The 14,228-nt window shown below is 50.9% G+C and carries 15 protein-coding genes and 1 pseudogene; 6 read left to right on the top strand and 10 right to left on the bottom strand.

Translation table 11 applies throughout. From position 1 onward, the window contains the following. Positions 1-35: 35 nt before the first annotated feature. A complete protein-coding gene (gene hemL / locus OM794_RS23140) occupies positions 36-1,316 on the top strand; it encodes a glutamate-1-semialdehyde 2,1-aminomutase (protein ID WP_226248942.1) in 1,281 nt (426 codons plus the stop codon). A 79-nt stretch (positions 1,317-1,395) separates the two neighbouring features. Further along, positions 1,396-1,758 (top strand): hypothetical protein, encoded by a 363-nt coding sequence (locus tag OM794_RS23145; protein WP_226248940.1) that lies wholly within the window; start codon positions 1,396-1,398, stop codon positions 1,756-1,758. Positions 1,759-1,847: 89 nt separating this feature from the next. Here OM794_RS23145 and OM794_RS23150 read toward each other — a convergent pair whose 3' ends face one another. The 6 genes from OM794_RS23150 to OM794_RS23175 form a co-directional block, all read right to left on the bottom strand. Continuing rightward, entirely contained in the window at positions 1,848-2,684 is an 837-nt protein-coding gene (locus OM794_RS23150) for a curlin subunit CsgB (protein WP_226248939.1), read from the bottom strand. Positions 2,685-2,741: 57 nt separating this feature from the next. Next, on the bottom strand, positions 2,742-3,242 hold the full coding sequence (locus OM794_RS23155) for a hypothetical protein (RefSeq protein WP_226248937.1): 501 nt from the start codon (positions 3,240-3,242) through the stop codon (positions 2,742-2,744). A gap of 284 nt (positions 3,243-3,526) precedes the next feature. Continuing rightward, a complete protein-coding gene (locus OM794_RS23160) occupies positions 3,527-4,357 on the bottom strand; it encodes a CsgG/HfaB family protein (RefSeq protein ID WP_226248935.1) in 831 nt (276 codons plus the stop codon). A gap of 85 nt (positions 4,358-4,442) precedes the next feature. Further along, a complete protein-coding gene (locus OM794_RS23165) occupies positions 4,443-4,871 on the bottom strand; it encodes a curli assembly protein CsgF (protein ID WP_226248933.1) in 429 nt (142 codons plus the stop codon). Continuing rightward, positions 4,871-5,392: a curli production assembly/transport protein CsgE gene (locus tag OM794_RS23170; protein WP_226248930.1), complete on the bottom strand. Its 522-nt coding sequence runs from the start codon at positions 5,390-5,392 to the stop codon at positions 4,871-4,873. The genes OM794_RS23165 and OM794_RS23170 overlap by 1 nt, the downstream gene beginning before the upstream one ends. Before the next feature lie 24 nt (positions 5,393-5,416). Next, positions 5,417-6,109 carry a response regulator transcription factor gene (locus OM794_RS23175; protein ID WP_088698244.1) on the bottom strand — a complete coding sequence of 231 codons (693 nt, stop codon included), beginning with the start codon at positions 6,107-6,109 and terminating at the stop codon, positions 5,417-5,419. Between the two features lie 283 nt (positions 6,110-6,392). On the opposite strand from OM794_RS23175, the gene rdgB reads away from it, so the two are divergent. From rdgB to OM794_RS23195, 4 genes are all read left to right on the top strand, one after another. Further along, positions 6,393-7,001: an RdgB/HAM1 family non-canonical purine NTP pyrophosphatase gene (rdgB, locus tag OM794_RS23180; protein ID WP_226248928.1), complete on the top strand. Its 609-nt coding sequence runs from the start codon at positions 6,393-6,395 to the stop codon at positions 6,999-7,001. After that, positions 6,994-8,178 carry a radical SAM family heme chaperone HemW gene (gene hemW / locus OM794_RS23185; RefSeq protein ID WP_226248921.1) on the top strand — a complete coding sequence of 395 codons (1,185 nt, stop codon included), beginning with the start codon at positions 6,994-6,996 and terminating at the stop codon, positions 8,176-8,178. The genes rdgB and hemW overlap by 8 nt, the downstream gene beginning before the upstream one ends. Before the next feature lie 47 nt (positions 8,179-8,225). Continuing rightward, positions 8,226-8,900 carry an OmpA family protein gene (locus OM794_RS23190; protein ID WP_226248913.1) on the top strand — a complete coding sequence of 225 codons (675 nt, stop codon included), beginning with the start codon at positions 8,226-8,228 and terminating at the stop codon, positions 8,898-8,900. A gap of 87 nt (positions 8,901-8,987) precedes the next feature. Further along, entirely contained in the window at positions 8,988-9,833 is an 846-nt protein-coding gene (locus OM794_RS23195; protein ID WP_226248910.1) for a 23S rRNA (adenine(2030)-N(6))-methyltransferase RlmJ, read from the top strand. A gap of 19 nt (positions 9,834-9,852) precedes the next feature. On the opposite strand, the pseudogene mnmE reads toward OM794_RS23195, so the two are convergent. The 4 genes and pseudogenes from mnmE to rpmH all read right to left on the bottom strand — a co-directional run bounded on the left by mnmE (position 9,853) and on the right by rpmH (position 13,695). Then, positions 9,853-11,222, bottom strand: a pseudogene (gene mnmE, locus OM794_RS23200) (tRNA uridine-5-carboxymethylaminomethyl(34) synthesis GTPase MnmE). A 122-nt stretch (positions 11,223-11,344) separates the two neighbouring features. Next, positions 11,345-13,033: a membrane protein insertase YidC gene (yidC, locus tag OM794_RS23205; RefSeq protein WP_226248899.1), complete on the bottom strand. Its 1,689-nt coding sequence runs from the start codon at positions 13,031-13,033 to the stop codon at positions 11,345-11,347. A gap of 121 nt (positions 13,034-13,154) precedes the next feature. Next, complete coding sequence (gene rnpA, locus OM794_RS23210) at positions 13,155-13,547, bottom strand: ribonuclease P protein component (RefSeq protein ID WP_226248897.1); 393 nt, start codon at positions 13,545-13,547, stop codon at positions 13,155-13,157. Between the two features lie 13 nt (positions 13,548-13,560). Continuing rightward, positions 13,561-13,695, bottom strand: coding sequence for a 50S ribosomal protein L34 (gene rpmH / locus OM794_RS23215; RefSeq protein WP_088698236.1), 135 nt, complete (start codon positions 13,693-13,695; stop codon positions 13,561-13,563). Positions 13,696-14,228: the final 533 nt, after the last annotated feature.

Here is a 14,228-nt window from a genome sequence, read left to right on the forward strand (position 1 = left end):
TTGATCTTCAATACGCCATTGACCGAGAGGATGCCATGACTACATCAGCTGAACTATTTGACCTTGCCAGTCGCCATATCCCCGGTGGGGTCAACTCACCCGTCCGGGCATTTAAGGGGTTACACCGCCCGCCGGTCTTTATGGAGCGTGCTCAAGGTGCCTTTCTGTTTGACGTCGAAGGCAATCGCTACGTGGACTATGTCGGCTCCTGGGGGCCCATGATCACTGGGCATGCTGACCAAGACGTATTGGCTGCGGTGCGGGCACGATTGGATAACGGACTTTCCTTTGGTACCCCTACCGCGGTTGAAACCACCATGGCAGATTTGATCTGCGAGATGATCCCCTCCATGGATATGGTGCGTATGACCAGCTCGGGTACCGAAGCCACCATGTCGGCGATACGCCTGGCACGCGGCACCACCGGCCGGGATAAGATCGTTAAATTTGAAGGCAATTACCACGGCCACTCCGATTCACTGCTGGTAAAAGCGGGATCCGGCGCACTTACCCACGGTGAACCTAGCTCGCCGGGTGTGCCCGCCTCGCTGGCTGAACACACCATTACCCTGTCGTTTAACGACCCAGAAGGTGTAGAAGCGTGTTTTAGCGAGATTGGCGATCAAATTGCCTGCATTATCGTTGAACCCGTTGCCGGCAATATGAACTGTATCCCACCCCAGCCGGGCTTTTTGGAAACGCTGCGCCGGGTATGTAACGAGCACGGCAGCGTGCTTATTTTTGACGAAGTGATGACCGGTTTTCGAGTGGCATTGGGCGGCGCCCAAGCCCACTACGGTATCGTGCCTGATCTAACCTGCCTGGGAAAAATTGTCGGTGGTGGTATGCCGGTGGGTGCCTTTGGGGGCAAGCGCGAGATAATGCAAAATATTTCCCCCCTGGGCCCGGTTTATCAAGCGGGAACCTTGTCGGGTAATCCGCTGGCCATGGCGGCGGGTGTGGCGCTGCTGACCAAGCTGCAGGTACCAGGCTTCCACGATGCGCTCTCCCAGCGGGTTAACACGCTGTGTACGGGACTTCAGGAGCGAGCCAATGCGGCACGGGTGCCGATGATGACGCAGTCGGCGGGGGGCATGTTTGGGCTCTTCTTCACCTCGCAAAGCCGTGTGGATAACTTTGCTCAAGCCACCGCCTGTAACCCGGATGCCTTCCGCCGCTTCTTTGGCGCGATGCTTGATCACGGTGTTTACTTGGCGCCTTCTGCTTACGAAGCAGGCTTTATGTCCAGCGCTCATACGCCGGAAGACATTCAGTTCACCCTGGATGCTGCAGAAAAAGCCTTTGCTGTTATGTAACGGCAAGTAACTAAAAGCCCGCTATACTGCAAGAGCCGCTCACCTTGAGCGGCTCTTATGTTAGTTGAGAGCTAAACTCATGACACGACCAACGGCTTGGCGATATGTGATCTGCGCAGCAGGGCTGCTAGCCTGCTTGCCGCTGGCTGCACAGTCGCCTCAGGAGCAGGACATGACCCAGATCCATATCACCATGAGCGGTTCGCCAGGCGCCGAGTTTTCCGCCCACTGGCGGATTACTCACGAAGGCGAAACCACCGAGCACGTTGAAGAGAGCGGGACAGTACCTGCTGAGTACACCTTCACTGGCACAGAGCTTGAAGGTACGGTAAAGCTGTTAAGTGACGATGAGCGGCTGGAAGTGGATATTCAAAAAGGCAGTAACCGGTCGCGTTCATCGACTCAGGGTGCAGGGGGGACATTGACGTTGATGATTCGTTAATACCCATTTTTAGTAGAGGATAATAAAAAACCGCCCCAATGTGGGGCGGTTTGTATGAGCACACGGTGTATATTTTAACACCGTTTTGCTTAGTGGCCTTGGCTAACAGTGTTAACGTTGCCATTGCCGTAGGTAACGATGCTAGAGGTGTGCTGACCCCAGAAAGCACCGCTTTGCGTAACGGCATTGTTGTTATAGCTGCCATGAGTTTCGATATAAGAGTCGTGACCATAGCCAGACTGAGCTACGTTATAGGTGTTGTGATCACCATTAGCTAGAATGGTGCTCTCTAAAGAGTAACCATTTTGATTTACAACGGCGTCATTGCGGTTACCACCCATATAAGCATAGCTATCGTTATATGAGCCAGTCTGTGTGATTTCAGCATCATTGAAAGCACCGTTTTGCTCAACTACAGACTTATTCCCAGCGCCATCTTGGTTGACAGTCGCATCATTGGAAAATCCTTCAATGTAGGCGTAGCTATCATTAAATTTACCACTTTGGGTAATGTCTGCGTCATTGTAGAAACCAATTTCCTCTACTACTGAAACATTTTTATAACCTTCTTGGTCAACAGTCGCGCTGTTAAAGAGGGTTTCTTGATATACGGTAGAGTCATTCTTAGTGCCTAACTGGGTAACGTCGGCCGAGTTACCGCTACCAAATTGTTCTATACCAGAGTCATTAAGGCCTGGTAGTGTTGTAGCAACACCGGAGACATCATCTTGTGATACTGTTGCTGAGTTATAGCTGCCTTGTTGATAAATGCGTGAGTTTTGCGATCCCCACTGGGTAACATCATTTGTATTGTTATTACCGCTTTGATAAATCGTGGAGTCACTACCACCTGAATACTGTGCAAAAGCAGCAGTACTCATAGCAAAGGCAACAGCGGCAGCGAGAGTGGTGATTTGAGTTTTCATGGTGTTTCCCCATTATGTCATGCTTGCTTTAGTTATTACTGAGACAACCTTTGTTGCTCAGTAGGTTTCGACGGTGACTGGGCGTGCATTGCTTGAAAACGCTTGTTGTTCAACACTAATGCCACGATAGCCACTCCCCGATTGTGAAATCTGTACGTCACTCCGGTTGCCAAGCTGGCGCACATTAGAACTTAGTTCTCCTGATACGCTACCTGACTGAGTAATACCTGCTTTATGATTTCTACCTACTTGTGAGACATTGCTAATATTATTGCCGCCCACTTGAGTGACTGTTGCTGCGTTGTGATTTCCTAGCTGGTAGATACTAGAGAAATTACCCTTTTGATAACTAGCGGATTGCGAAACATGGGTATGATTATTGTTACCAATTTGCGCGATAATGCTGTAGTTACCTTGGTTATGTTGGGCAGCAACTTGTTTAGAAAACTGTTCAACTCGGCTGTTGTCTGCGCTAATTGTCGATGAAACTGAAAGGGTTGCCGTCAACAATATCGTCGCTAACACCGCTTGCTTCGTTGAGGTGTACTTCAGTTTCATAATATTTCCCTCTGAAACGGTTTGTATCAATTTGTATTTCTTGTATTGAGTTTGAACCAATTGAAAATTTCCGCTATCAGATATTTTCTTATTTCTGTTGTGCAATTTCTCATCTTTATAGGAAAATAAAAGATGAGTTTTCTAATATGTATTGTTAACTTTATGCTTAAGTTAAAAAAACGGCCATGCAGAAAGCATGACCGGTACTTATAGAGTTTTAAGTAGTTGTTTTTAGCGATAAGGGTGTGTGTTTTTTGCTACTCTTGTTCCCCTATAAAACGTGTTTACAACATGGGCACTGGGGCATCCAGGTAATCTGCCAAGATGGTATCTTGCAAATTAACATTATTGCCCAGATTCCAGAGGTTATTCTCTACCCCTCTCGCGACTAAATGTATAACTGCTGATTCAATCGCTGACATGACGGCGAGCTGTACTGGCTCATTGGTGGTAAGTCCCACTTCAGCTTCTAGCAAACGTCGAAAGTCGATAAAACGATAAACGCCCGCTCGCATTTCTTTTGAATAGATGGTTTTTGTCGTGGTTACATTAGCCAGTACTTCGCCAGTGGATATTTCAACCGCGCGTAAGTTGACCGTTACCTGGTCAACTTGGTATTGCCCTGAGGCGCCAATGCCAAAATACTCAGCACCTGCGCCACCGGTGCGCACGTTTGATTCGTAGGCGATAATGCCGCCTTCGAGCATCACAGAGGCAGCACGGAGTGATGGCAATGTATCTGGCTGACCGAACCGCTCGAACTCAGCGCGAATAATGCGTCTTTCAGTAAGTAAGTTCTGTAACCCTACTCGTTCAAGCGGTATAAACCAGCCGGAGTCTGCTAGTGCTCCAGTCAGCATTGCCGCCGCACCTTGTGTTACAGCGGTTGAAAACGTGCTGGCGGGGGCGGGTCGGTACTGACCTGTTTGGTCACGGAAGTCGTAAACTGAAACGAATATTCGTCCTGCTGGTGGGGGTAAAGAGACCAAGTCTTGATAGGTTGCCCCCCGGGGCGTGAGCGTTGCTTGTGCTCCTTCTAAATTTTCAGATGTCGCGACCATTCCAGCACAGCCGCTGAGCAAACCAACCATGAGTAGCGAAGCGATAATTTTCATAATGTTCCCCTGAATGACGCGCAACCGTAAGTAGGCTGATTGATAGTCCCGTTAGTTTTTTTTCGTATAAAAAGCAGGTAATAGATCAGGGGTTAAATAAACCTCCCACGCTAATATTGGTAACATCACCGGTAACTTTATCGATCACTCTTACGATGAGCTGCCCGCCTTCATCACGTACCACAACGCTAAAATCTCCGCTATCGAACGATCCTTCACCCACATCACCTGCCCCAACATCACTGATTAATTGTGATATCAAGCGACTCTCAAGACTTTGAATAAGCCGTTCGGTCGATGAGAGTGACTCAATGCCCCTGGCATTAGGATCGGTGTTTGTATCCTGCGACTGCGCTTTACCCAGTAAGTAGCTACCCATGAAGGGGTCGCCGCCAAAGGAGGGATTGATGGGTGTATAAATCAGTTCTCCTGCGTTTGCGTTTAGGGACAGCGTAGTTGCCAGGATGATGGTTGCCAGGGCACTGCTAGCTGTTATTTTGATTATGTTTTTCATTAACGTAGCTCCTCTTTTCCCAGGTCTTTGTCAGAGGTAAGCGCAGAGGCTAGCTGTTGGCGTAGCAGCGCTTCTTCGACGGTTTGCACGGCTTCCCCAGCGGCACGATCGGCTTCATTGATCCTTGGGGAGAGCTGTGTACGGAAATACATACGATTGCCTTCCATCACCCATATTTGGCTACCCCAGCGCGCATCAGGGCGCTCATTGATAGTGATAGTGGCATTGCCAATAATCAGGTTATCCATTGCCCGCTGGCTAAAGGCGCGATAAAAGGTTTTACCTGCCATGGTGATTGTTCGGTCGACCATGACGCCGGTTAGCTCACTTCCACCGTTGGCGTTACCCCGAACTTCAGGCCCGTCTGGGCTAGAGAGCTGATTAATAGCGTCAATCGCTTCTTGTTCGTTGGCGGGGAATGCCTCGGCAGGATCAGCCGGTTCGTTGGCTAGTGCTGAAGCTGACATAATCCATACAGCCACGGTTAAAAACCCGATGCTTAAACGGTTTATTGATGACATAGCAGTTACCTCTACCCTTTAGCGTTACCGATGTCGCTGAAGGCTGCGTGCGGTTTCTATATTGGGCAAAATTGGCCCCAAGTTTTGATGAATCCAATTGAGCGCTTGAATACGGTTGTGAACGTTAATCTTGCGAAAAATGTTGTAAAGATGTGACTTAACGGTGTGTTCGCTTACAAATAGCTTTTCAGCAATTTGTTGATTGGATGAGCCTGCGCTAAGCAGCGAAATAATTTCCATTTCTCGGTTAGTGAGTCCGCAGGCCGGGCGGAAAGCATTACTTTGGTATTTGCGATAGAACAGGATCAAACGCGCCATTAAGTCGCGCGACATCCACAGTTCTCCTTCCAACAGCGCGTGAATGCCTTTGCAGATGACCTCAAGACTTTCGTTACGATAAAACACACCTTTTAGCTGAGCGCACGAGAGCGCTTCCAAGGCGTGATCCATATCGTGAATGTTGAAGGCCGCTAGAGGTGTTTTAGTCAGTGCATCAGGTAACTTATCTTGCCACTCGGGCAGCGTATCAACCCCTATATGATCACTGTCGATAAGAATCAGCATGTTACCTGTGGCGGAAATAGGTAACGCCGAGTGGGGAGAGTGAATACTGATTTGACATCCGGTGTGCTTGTTCAAGTACTCAGCGAACAGCTGTACTTGAGGACTTTTTTCGGTCACGACATACACCGTTCCGGTAGACTTTTCCTGCGACATTGGGGAGCCCTCGTTGAGAGAAAGAGTGAGCAGGTAGCCATTGAATTGTTGACCAAAAGATACGTTTCGTAAAGTTTTGTTATTAAAAATATGGTAAAAATATTTGATAAAGGCTGTTTTCACTTTCTTACATTCGTTTTAATTTCTTTTAAAACAAATATTAACGTGTTTAATTAGCAGGATATGGAGTAAGTGCTTTTTAGATACGTTGGGTAACATTTTGATGGCTTCTGATACGGTGGATGAGCGCGTAAACTGGCTCTCTACTGTTAGGAGTGTACATATGGCCGCCGTCAATACCCTTGTTCTTGCCAGTGGCAATTCGGGAAAATTAAGAGAATTCAATCAATTACTTTCACCTTTGGGCTTCGATGTTCGCCCCCAGGCAGACTTTGGTGTTACCGAGGTGGAAGAAACGGGGCTAACCTTCGTCGAAAATGCCCTGTTAAAAGCGCGTGAAGCGAGCCGCGTTAGTGGATTGCCGGCTTTAGCTGACGATTCAGGGCTGGAAGTGGACGCACTGAACGGCGCCCCCGGTATCTATTCCGCCCGGTATGGCGGTGAGCCCAGGAGCGATGAGAAAAATAATCAAACGTTGTTAACCGCGTTAAGTGACTATGCGGAAGGGCAGAGAAGCGGCCGTTACTGGTGCGTGCTGGTTTATTTGCGTCACCCGAAAGATCCAGTGCCGGTCATTGTGCAGCGCAGTTGGGAAGGCGAAATTCTTGCTCATCCCCGAGGGGAGGAGGGGTTCGGCTATGATCCGCTTTTTTGGTTACCTGATCAGGGCATGAGTGTTGCCGAACTGCCCAGCGAAAGTAAAAATCGCCTTAGTCATCGTGGTCGTGCGCTGCAAGGCTTGGTTGAGCTGCTGAAGGTGGCGCATGGCTGATAAGCTGCCGCCGTTATCACTCTATATCCATACGCCTTGGTGTGTCCGTAAATGCCCGTACTGCGATTTCAATTCTCATGAGCCGGGGACGCATGGTTTTACGCCTCGGGATTTACCTGAAGCCGCTTATCTTGATGCGTTGTTACAAGACCTGGATAACGATCTAGTCCTCGCGGCTGGGCGGGAAATTCAGACTATCTTTATCGGCGGTGGAACACCCAGCCTGCTGTCGCCCGCTTTTTATGACTCATTATTAAAAGCGATCAACGCCCGTTTGCCCTTCGCCAATGGTATAGAGATTACCTTAGAGGCAAATCCAGGCACCACTGAGCAAGAGCGTTTCATTGGTTACCGAAAAGCGGGCATTAACCGTCTCTCGCTGGGTATTCAAAGTTTTCAGCCCGATCAATTGCACGCACTAGGGCGTATTCATAACGGTGATGAAGCGGTCACAGCGGTCACCCAGGCTCGCCAGGCGGGCTTTTCCAACATTAATATCGATCTGATGCACGGTTTACCCGGCCAAACGCCTCAATTGGCGATGGATGATATTAACCAAGCGCTGGCGTTGGCACCTGAACATCTCTCCTGGTATCAGTTGACCCTTGAGCCTAATACCGCCTTTCACTCTCACCCTCCGGCGTTGCCTGAGGAGGAGGCGCTTTGGGATATTCAGGACAAGGGGCATCAGCTTTTGGAGCAAGCGGGTTTCAAGCGTTACGAGATTTCGGCTTACGCTAGTGACAATCATCAAAGCCGCCATAACCTTAACTATTGGCAGTTTGGTGACTACCTGGGAATTGGCGCGGGTGCCCATGGCAAGCTTAGCTATATTGACGAAAATGGGCAGTGGCGCATTGAACGGCGCTGGAAAACCCGCCAGCCGGACGCTTATTTAAAGCGCACGGGCGATCTGCGAGGCTTTATAGCGGGTAAACAGCTTATAAACGCCGATGAGCTGCCGTTGGAGTTCGCCATGAATGCGCTACGGCTTACTGACGGGGTTGCCTTGGATACATGGGGAGCCAACACCGGACAGGCTCCTGCAATGTTACTTGCGCGTTTACAATCCGCCGAGAAAAAAGGACTTTTGATGCAAATGCCTGAAAAACTGCGTGCATCCCCTCAAGGTCTATTATTCTTGAATGAGTTGCTGGCATCGATAAGTAATGATTGATCAGCGATGAATAAAAAGGTGTTTCGAACATAAACAAGGAGTGAGCAATGCGTATTTCTCGACTTTTGACACCGCTGGCGGCCGCTATTCTACTGGTGGGTTGTGCCACATCGGATCCTTATGGTGGCCAAACGCAGCGCTCTAGTACCGCGATGGGCACTGGGATTGGTGCCGCCGTAGGTGCAGCGGCTGGTGCCCTTTCTGGCGATGGCAGCACTAGCCGACGCGACCGTGCATTGATCGGCGCCGCCGTAGGTGCTGCAGCCGGTGCTGGTATTGGTGTCTATATGGATCGCCAAGAGCAGCAGTTGCGTGAAAATCTTGAAGGTTCGCGCATTGAGATCGATCGCCGTGGCGACGATATCGTGCTTAATATGCCTAGCGGTGTGACCTTTGGATTTGATTCTGCCGACCTTACCAGCGAAGCACGCAGCTCTCTTAACGAAGTCGCTAATGTTCTCACCCAGTATCAGGATACCCGCGTTAATATTGCAGGCCACACCGATAGCACCGGTGATGCGAGCTATAACCAGCGTTTGTCGGAGCGACGCGCTCAATCCGTGGGTAACTACTTAACCCAGAACGGCGTTTCATCTTCGCGTCTTAATACTGCTGGGTATGGGGCCACCCAGCCAGTTGCCAGTAATGACAATGAGCAGGGCCGCGCTCAGAATCGCCGGGTAGAAATTACGCTAACTCCCACCGGTGATGGTCAGCGCTAATAATACGTCTCTTAACCTGGCTATTACCTCTCCAAGCCCGCTATGCTCACGTAGCGGGCTTTTTTATTCACTTGTCGATGAGTCTCCATGCTCTCTTATCAACATGCCTACCATGCCGGTAATTTTGCCGATGTACATAAACATCTAACGCTTTATGCGGTGATTGATTATTTGTTACGTAAAAAAACTTCTATTACATATGTCGATACTCACGCGGGTCGAGGGCTCTATCCGCTAAATGCCCAGGAGACGCAACGCTTGCAGGAGTACCGCGAGGGCATATGGCCGGTGTGGCAAGCCCGTGGTGGGTTTCGTGATGCACTGCTTAACGCATGGCAAGCAGCGCTAGCAAGCGCTCAACCCATGCCAGAGGCACTGACCCACTATCCAGGCTCTCCGTGGTGGCTGAGTTATTTTCTACGCGAGCAGGATCAGCTGCGGCTGTTTGAGCTGCACCCCGGAGAGCATAAGCAGCTAAGTGCCCAGGGGTTATCGCCACATGCACAGCGTGTATTTGGTGACGGTTTGACGGGGCTAACAGCGATGCTGCCTGTCACATCGCCACGCTTTTGTGTGCTTATTGATCCTAGCTACGAGCGTAAAGTGGAGTATCAGGAAGTTGCCAAGGCAGTGGCTTATACGCTGAATAAAGCGCGCCATGGGGTGGTATTGATTTGGTACCCGCTGTTGCCTGCAGGCCATCATCACACGCTTTTAAGCAGCCTCAAGGAGAGTGGGATTCGCAAGGTATGGCGCAGCGAGCTACTGTTGCGCGAACCTGGAGAGCAGGCTCACGGCATGTTTGGTAGCGGTATGCTGGTGATTAATCCGCCCTGGGGGCTGGATGAACGGCTGGCTGCGACGATGACGGAAATTACCCCGCTATTCGGTGCAAAAAGCCGCTATCAGGCGGACTGGTGGGTGGGGGAGTAGTTGTTGTAACGAAACGGCACTATTTGCCGATACAAAAACTGCCGAAAATCTCGCCCAAGAGATCATCGGCGCTGAATTCGCCGGTGATCTCGCCTAATGCCTGTTGGGCATCACGCAAATCTTCCGCCAGCAGTTCTCCCGCGCCGTAGCCACTTAGTTGAGCCTGTCCGGTCGTAAGCGCCGTCATTGCTCTGTCGAGGGCGTCCAGATGTCGCCGTCGCGCGGAGAAGCGACCTTCCGTGGTCGCGGTATAGCCCATCACCTCTTTTAAATGCATTTTAAGTTATCCACACCCTCGCCCGTTTTAGCAGATAAGCGCACGGTAGGTGGCGTTGTGGATAAATCTAAACCAGCGGGTTCTGCGCTGGTATCAATCTTATTGCGCACGAGTGTCAAGCGCTGCTGATCAGGGAGGCGAGCGACGAACTCGGGCCAGATAGTCATAGGGTCGGTGGAAGCCGTGGTGCTGGCATCAACTAGTAGCAGTACCCGGTCAGCTTTGTCTATCTCGGCCCAGGCACGTGCGACACCAATTTTCTCAACCGCATCGGGCGTATCGCGCAGCCCAGCGGTGTCGATGATATGCAGCGGCATGCCGTCGATATGAATATGCTCACGGAGAACATCCCGGGTGGTGCCTGCGATATCGGTCACAATGGCGGTATCTTGCTCAGTGAGTGCATTAAGCAGACTCGACTTACCCGCATTGGGTCTTCCCGCGATAACCACGCTCATCCCTTCACGGAGCAGGGCGCCTTGGCCTGCTGCCTGACGAACGTCGCTCAGCGCTTGCTGGACACTGCTTAAATGTTGGGCAACATGGCCGTCAGCAAGAAAGTCGATCTCCTCTTCGGGGAAGTCGATCGCCGCTTCAACGTAGACGCGTAGCTCTATCAATCGCTCCACCAGTGCAGAGACACGCTTTGAGAACTCGCCCTGCAGTGAGCGCACGGCGTTTTCTGCCGCTGAGCGTGATGTGGCATCGATAAGGTCTGCGATGGCTTCTGCCTGGGCCAGGTCGAGCTTATCGTTCAAAAACGCCCGTTCTGAAAACTCACCTGGCCGGGCCAGGCGGGCCCCCAATGCCACGCAACGCTCCAGCAACATATCCATAATAATCGGGCCGCCGTGTCCCTGGAGTTCCAGTACGTCTTCGCCGGTAAACGAGTGGGGGCCATTGAAGAACAGGGCGAGACCCTCATCAATGCTGCCCTCCGTGCCTTGAAAGGGGCCGTAGTGAGCGTATCGGGGGGCAGGGCAGTGCCCAACCATGGCCTGAGCGATTTCGCGGCAGGCAGGCCCAGAGACGCGGATAATACCCACGCCACCGCGTCCAGGAGGGGTTGCCAGCGCCGCAATGGTGTCAGGTGTATAGAGGCGTTCGGCCATGGTGAATCTCTTTTTAAATTGGCAGGTAACGAAATTGATCGACCTAGTGTGAATTTTTCGGTCTTAAAACGCCAGACCCCCGCTTGAGGCGGGGGTCTGAAGGCGCTAATTAAAACGGCGGACTATTTGGTTTTCATGCCCTTACCGATACTCGGATCATTTTCGATTTTACGCGTAATGTAGTACTGCTGCGCCACCGAAATGATGTTGTTGACCACCCAGTAGATGACCAGACCGGCCGGGAACCACAGGAAGAAGAAGGTAAAGATGATGGGAAGCATCTTCATTATCTTCGCCTGCATTGGATCTGGTGGTGTTGGGTTCAGCATCTGCTGCACGAACATCGAAATGCCCATCAGAATCGGCAGAATGAAGTACGGATCCTTCACCGATAGATCCTGAATCCAGAAGATAAACGGTGCGTGCCGCAATTCAACCGACTCCAGCAGCATCCAGTAGAGAGCGATGAAGACAGGCATTTGAATCACAATAGGTAGACAGCCTCCCAGTGGATTGATCTTCTCCTTCTGGTAGAACTTCATCATCTCTTGCGACATTTTCTGCCGGTCGTCGCCATACATCTCTTTCAGGCGCTGCATTTCCGGGCCGAGTTTACGCATCCTGCCCATGGATTTGTAAGCTTTGGCAGAAAGCGGGAACAGTACCGTTTTAACCAGGACGGTTAACAGGACAATCGACCAACCCCAGTTACCGACAATGTCGTGGATATGATCGAGTAGCCAAAACAGTGGGTTTGCAATAAACCACAGCCAGCCATAATCCACAGTCAGTTTCAGGTTGGGGGCGACTTGCTCCAGGTAATCCTGAACCTTTGGCCCCATATAAAGTGTGGCGCCCAGCGTCGCTTCACTGTCGGCTGCAATAGAGCTGGTGGGGCCAGCAAAGGCCACTACGTTACGGTTACTGGAGTCAGTGGTGACGTAGTAAAGGTTCTGTTGATCCTGCTGGGGCGCCCATGCGGATACAAAGTAGTGCTGGATGATGGCTATCCAACCGCCTTGTGCTTCGCGGTTTTCAAATTTATGGCTTTGAATATCTTCGAAGTCGATCTTCTCGTAGCGCGCATCCGGCGTTGAGTAAGCTGCCCCCAAATAGGAGTTCATCCCCATTGAGACACCGCTTGACGGATCCGGGCTATTGTCGCGTGCCAACTGGCCGATAAAGCGCGCACTCACCGGTGCGTCGGTGTTATTGGCCAGGTAGTAATTAACGTTGACCGCATAGCTACCGCGCTCAAAGGTGAGGCGTTTAATCACCTCAACGCCGTTAACGTCGGCGGTTAGATCAACGCTGAGTTCGTCATCGTTATCGCCTAAACGATACTCTGAGTTTTCAGGTGTGAATGCGATACGGCTAGCTTGGCCATCGAGCTGAAGACCTGAGCGAGCCACGTAGCTACGGCTACTGTTATCCGATAACAGCACGTAGTTACGGTCTGAATCGAGGGAGAGCTTGTGCTGCGGTAACGCGGCATAAACAATGTCGCCACCGTGTGGATCAATACGCACATCGAGGACGTCAGTGGTCACGGCAACGAAGTCGCGGCTGGATGTCTCGCTTTCGGTATCTGGAATACCTTCACCTACCGCGCTCTGCTGTGAAGACGTACTCGGCACCGCTAAGCCGCCCTCTCCATCTTCAGCATTGCCAGGAGATGCGGAATTGCTGCGTTGCGTCGTTTCAGGCACTGAATCGTAATTCGGCTGCCCGTAATCCTGATTCCACTGGACGACTAGCAAGTAGGCAAGTACGGCTAGTGGAATCAGTAATAAAAGTCGTTTTACGTCCATGAGGGTTCTGCCCGCTGGGTGGTGAACATGCTAATGGCGCAGTGTCATTTACTCGACTCTTGACACACGAAAGCCTGCCAGTTGGCAGGCCGAGGTCGAGCGGCGAGAGGTGCACCAAAGGTCACGTGTCACGCTTAGGCGTTGGTACTGATGACACCGCCTGTGCGTCACGCTGAAGTCGCTTCCACATGCCATGTAACTGGCGATGTAAGGTGTCGTTATCGATATCCTGTACACCGCGTCGTGCAAGCACCACTATATCCACAGAGGGTAGTTGATGTTGACGAAGGCGAACGGATTCTCTAACTAGACGCTTGAAACGGTTGCGATCTACGGCGCGTTTAACATTTTTCTTGCTGACCACTAGTCCAAGGCGGGGATATCCCCGAGTACTCAGGCGAACTAACGCCATCATACCTTTGCCATGCACTTTCAGGTCGGCTTGCTCAAACACGTGACTAAAATCCCCAGCATTTAGTAACCGTAATTGCCGGGGAAAGCCTTGCTGCGGCACACGCAATCTGAGATCAGGCGCTCAGACGCTTGCGGCCCTTGGCACGACGACGTGCGAGGATGGCGCGACCGTTTTTGGTTGCCATACGAGCACGGAAGCCATGCGCGCGCTTGCGCTTGAGAACGCTAGGTTGAAAAGTGCGTTTCATAACTCGTTATTCCCACGTGGTTTAGGACGGAAAGTGAATTCCAAAAAGCCCGGTCCAGTGAGGAACTAGCCGGGGAGATTCAATTCAAGACCGGAAATTGTAGAGACTTCCTCTGCTGGGTGCAATTTTTCCTTGCATAAAAGTGTTATCACACCTCAGCCAGCGTGCTTGATACGCTGATAGTAGCCATTAATTAAGTCACTATTATTACTAGTAAGTAGTTCTAAACCTGTTGTTATTAATAGTGGGGATACTATTTGTGGATAAGTGTTTTTAGTTATTATTTTTCAAAGCCTTATAATTATAAATAATCTGTGTGTAAGTCCCGTATAAGCCCTCAACAAGGTGTTGGGTAGATGTGATTAACCCTTGGGCAAGACGCATATTTAATGGTTATCCCCGCCCCTCCACAGGGTTTTCCCATAGGCTCATGTTAAGTTGTCCACAGGTGGGCGTTGAAGGCTAAACCCGTGTGGATAACCGAGGCTTTGGGCGCTACAATGGTCGGCCGTTTTCAACCGATGGTGAGATGA

The sequence above is a fragment of the Halomonas sp. BDJS001 genome, from assembly GCF_026104355.1.
In the GTDB taxonomy this organism is placed as follows: domain Bacteria; phylum Pseudomonadota; class Gammaproteobacteria; order Pseudomonadales; family Halomonadaceae; genus Vreelandella.

What these genes read in the sequence shown, in the direction of transcription:
- hemL (WP_226248942.1), top strand. Translation starts at nt 36, where the DNA reads ATGACTACATCAGCTGAACTATTTGACCTTGCCAGTCGCCATATCCCC.
- OM794_RS23145 (WP_226248940.1), top strand. Translation starts at nt 1,396, where the DNA reads ATGACACGACCAACGGCTTGGCGATATGTGATCTGCGCAGCAGGGCTG.
- OM794_RS23150 (WP_226248939.1), bottom strand. Translation starts at nt 2,684, where the DNA reads ATGAAAACTCAAATCACCACTCTCGCTGCCGCTGTTGCCTTTGCTATG.
- OM794_RS23155 (WP_226248937.1), bottom strand. Translation starts at nt 3,242, where the DNA reads ATGAAACTGAAGTACACCTCAACGAAGCAAGCGGTGTTAGCGACGATA.
- OM794_RS23160 (WP_226248935.1), bottom strand. Translation starts at nt 4,357, where the DNA reads ATGAAAATTATCGCTTCGCTACTCATGGTTGGTTTGCTCAGCGGCTGT.
- OM794_RS23165 (WP_226248933.1), bottom strand. Translation starts at nt 4,871, where the DNA reads ATGAAAAACATAATCAAAATAACAGCTAGCAGTGCCCTGGCAACCATC.
- OM794_RS23170 (WP_226248930.1), bottom strand. Translation starts at nt 5,392, where the DNA reads ATGTCATCAATAAACCGTTTAAGCATCGGGTTTTTAACCGTGGCTGTA.
- OM794_RS23175 (WP_088698244.1), bottom strand. Translation starts at nt 6,109, where the DNA reads ATGTCGCAGGAAAAGTCTACCGGAACGGTGTATGTCGTGACCGAAAAA.
- rdgB (WP_226248928.1), top strand. Translation starts at nt 6,393, where the DNA reads ATGGCCGCCGTCAATACCCTTGTTCTTGCCAGTGGCAATTCGGGAAAA.
- hemW (WP_226248921.1), top strand. Translation starts at nt 6,994, where the DNA reads ATGGCTGATAAGCTGCCGCCGTTATCACTCTATATCCATACGCCTTGG.
- OM794_RS23190 (WP_226248913.1), top strand. Translation starts at nt 8,226, where the DNA reads ATGCGTATTTCTCGACTTTTGACACCGCTGGCGGCCGCTATTCTACTG.
- OM794_RS23195 (WP_226248910.1), top strand. Translation starts at nt 8,988, where the DNA reads ATGCTCTCTTATCAACATGCCTACCATGCCGGTAATTTTGCCGATGTA.
- yidC (WP_226248899.1), bottom strand. Translation starts at nt 13,033, where the DNA reads ATGGACGTAAAACGACTTTTATTACTGATTCCACTAGCCGTACTTGCC.
- rpmH (WP_088698236.1), bottom strand. Translation starts at nt 13,695, where the DNA reads ATGAAACGCACTTTTCAACCTAGCGTTCTCAAGCGCAAGCGCGCGCAT.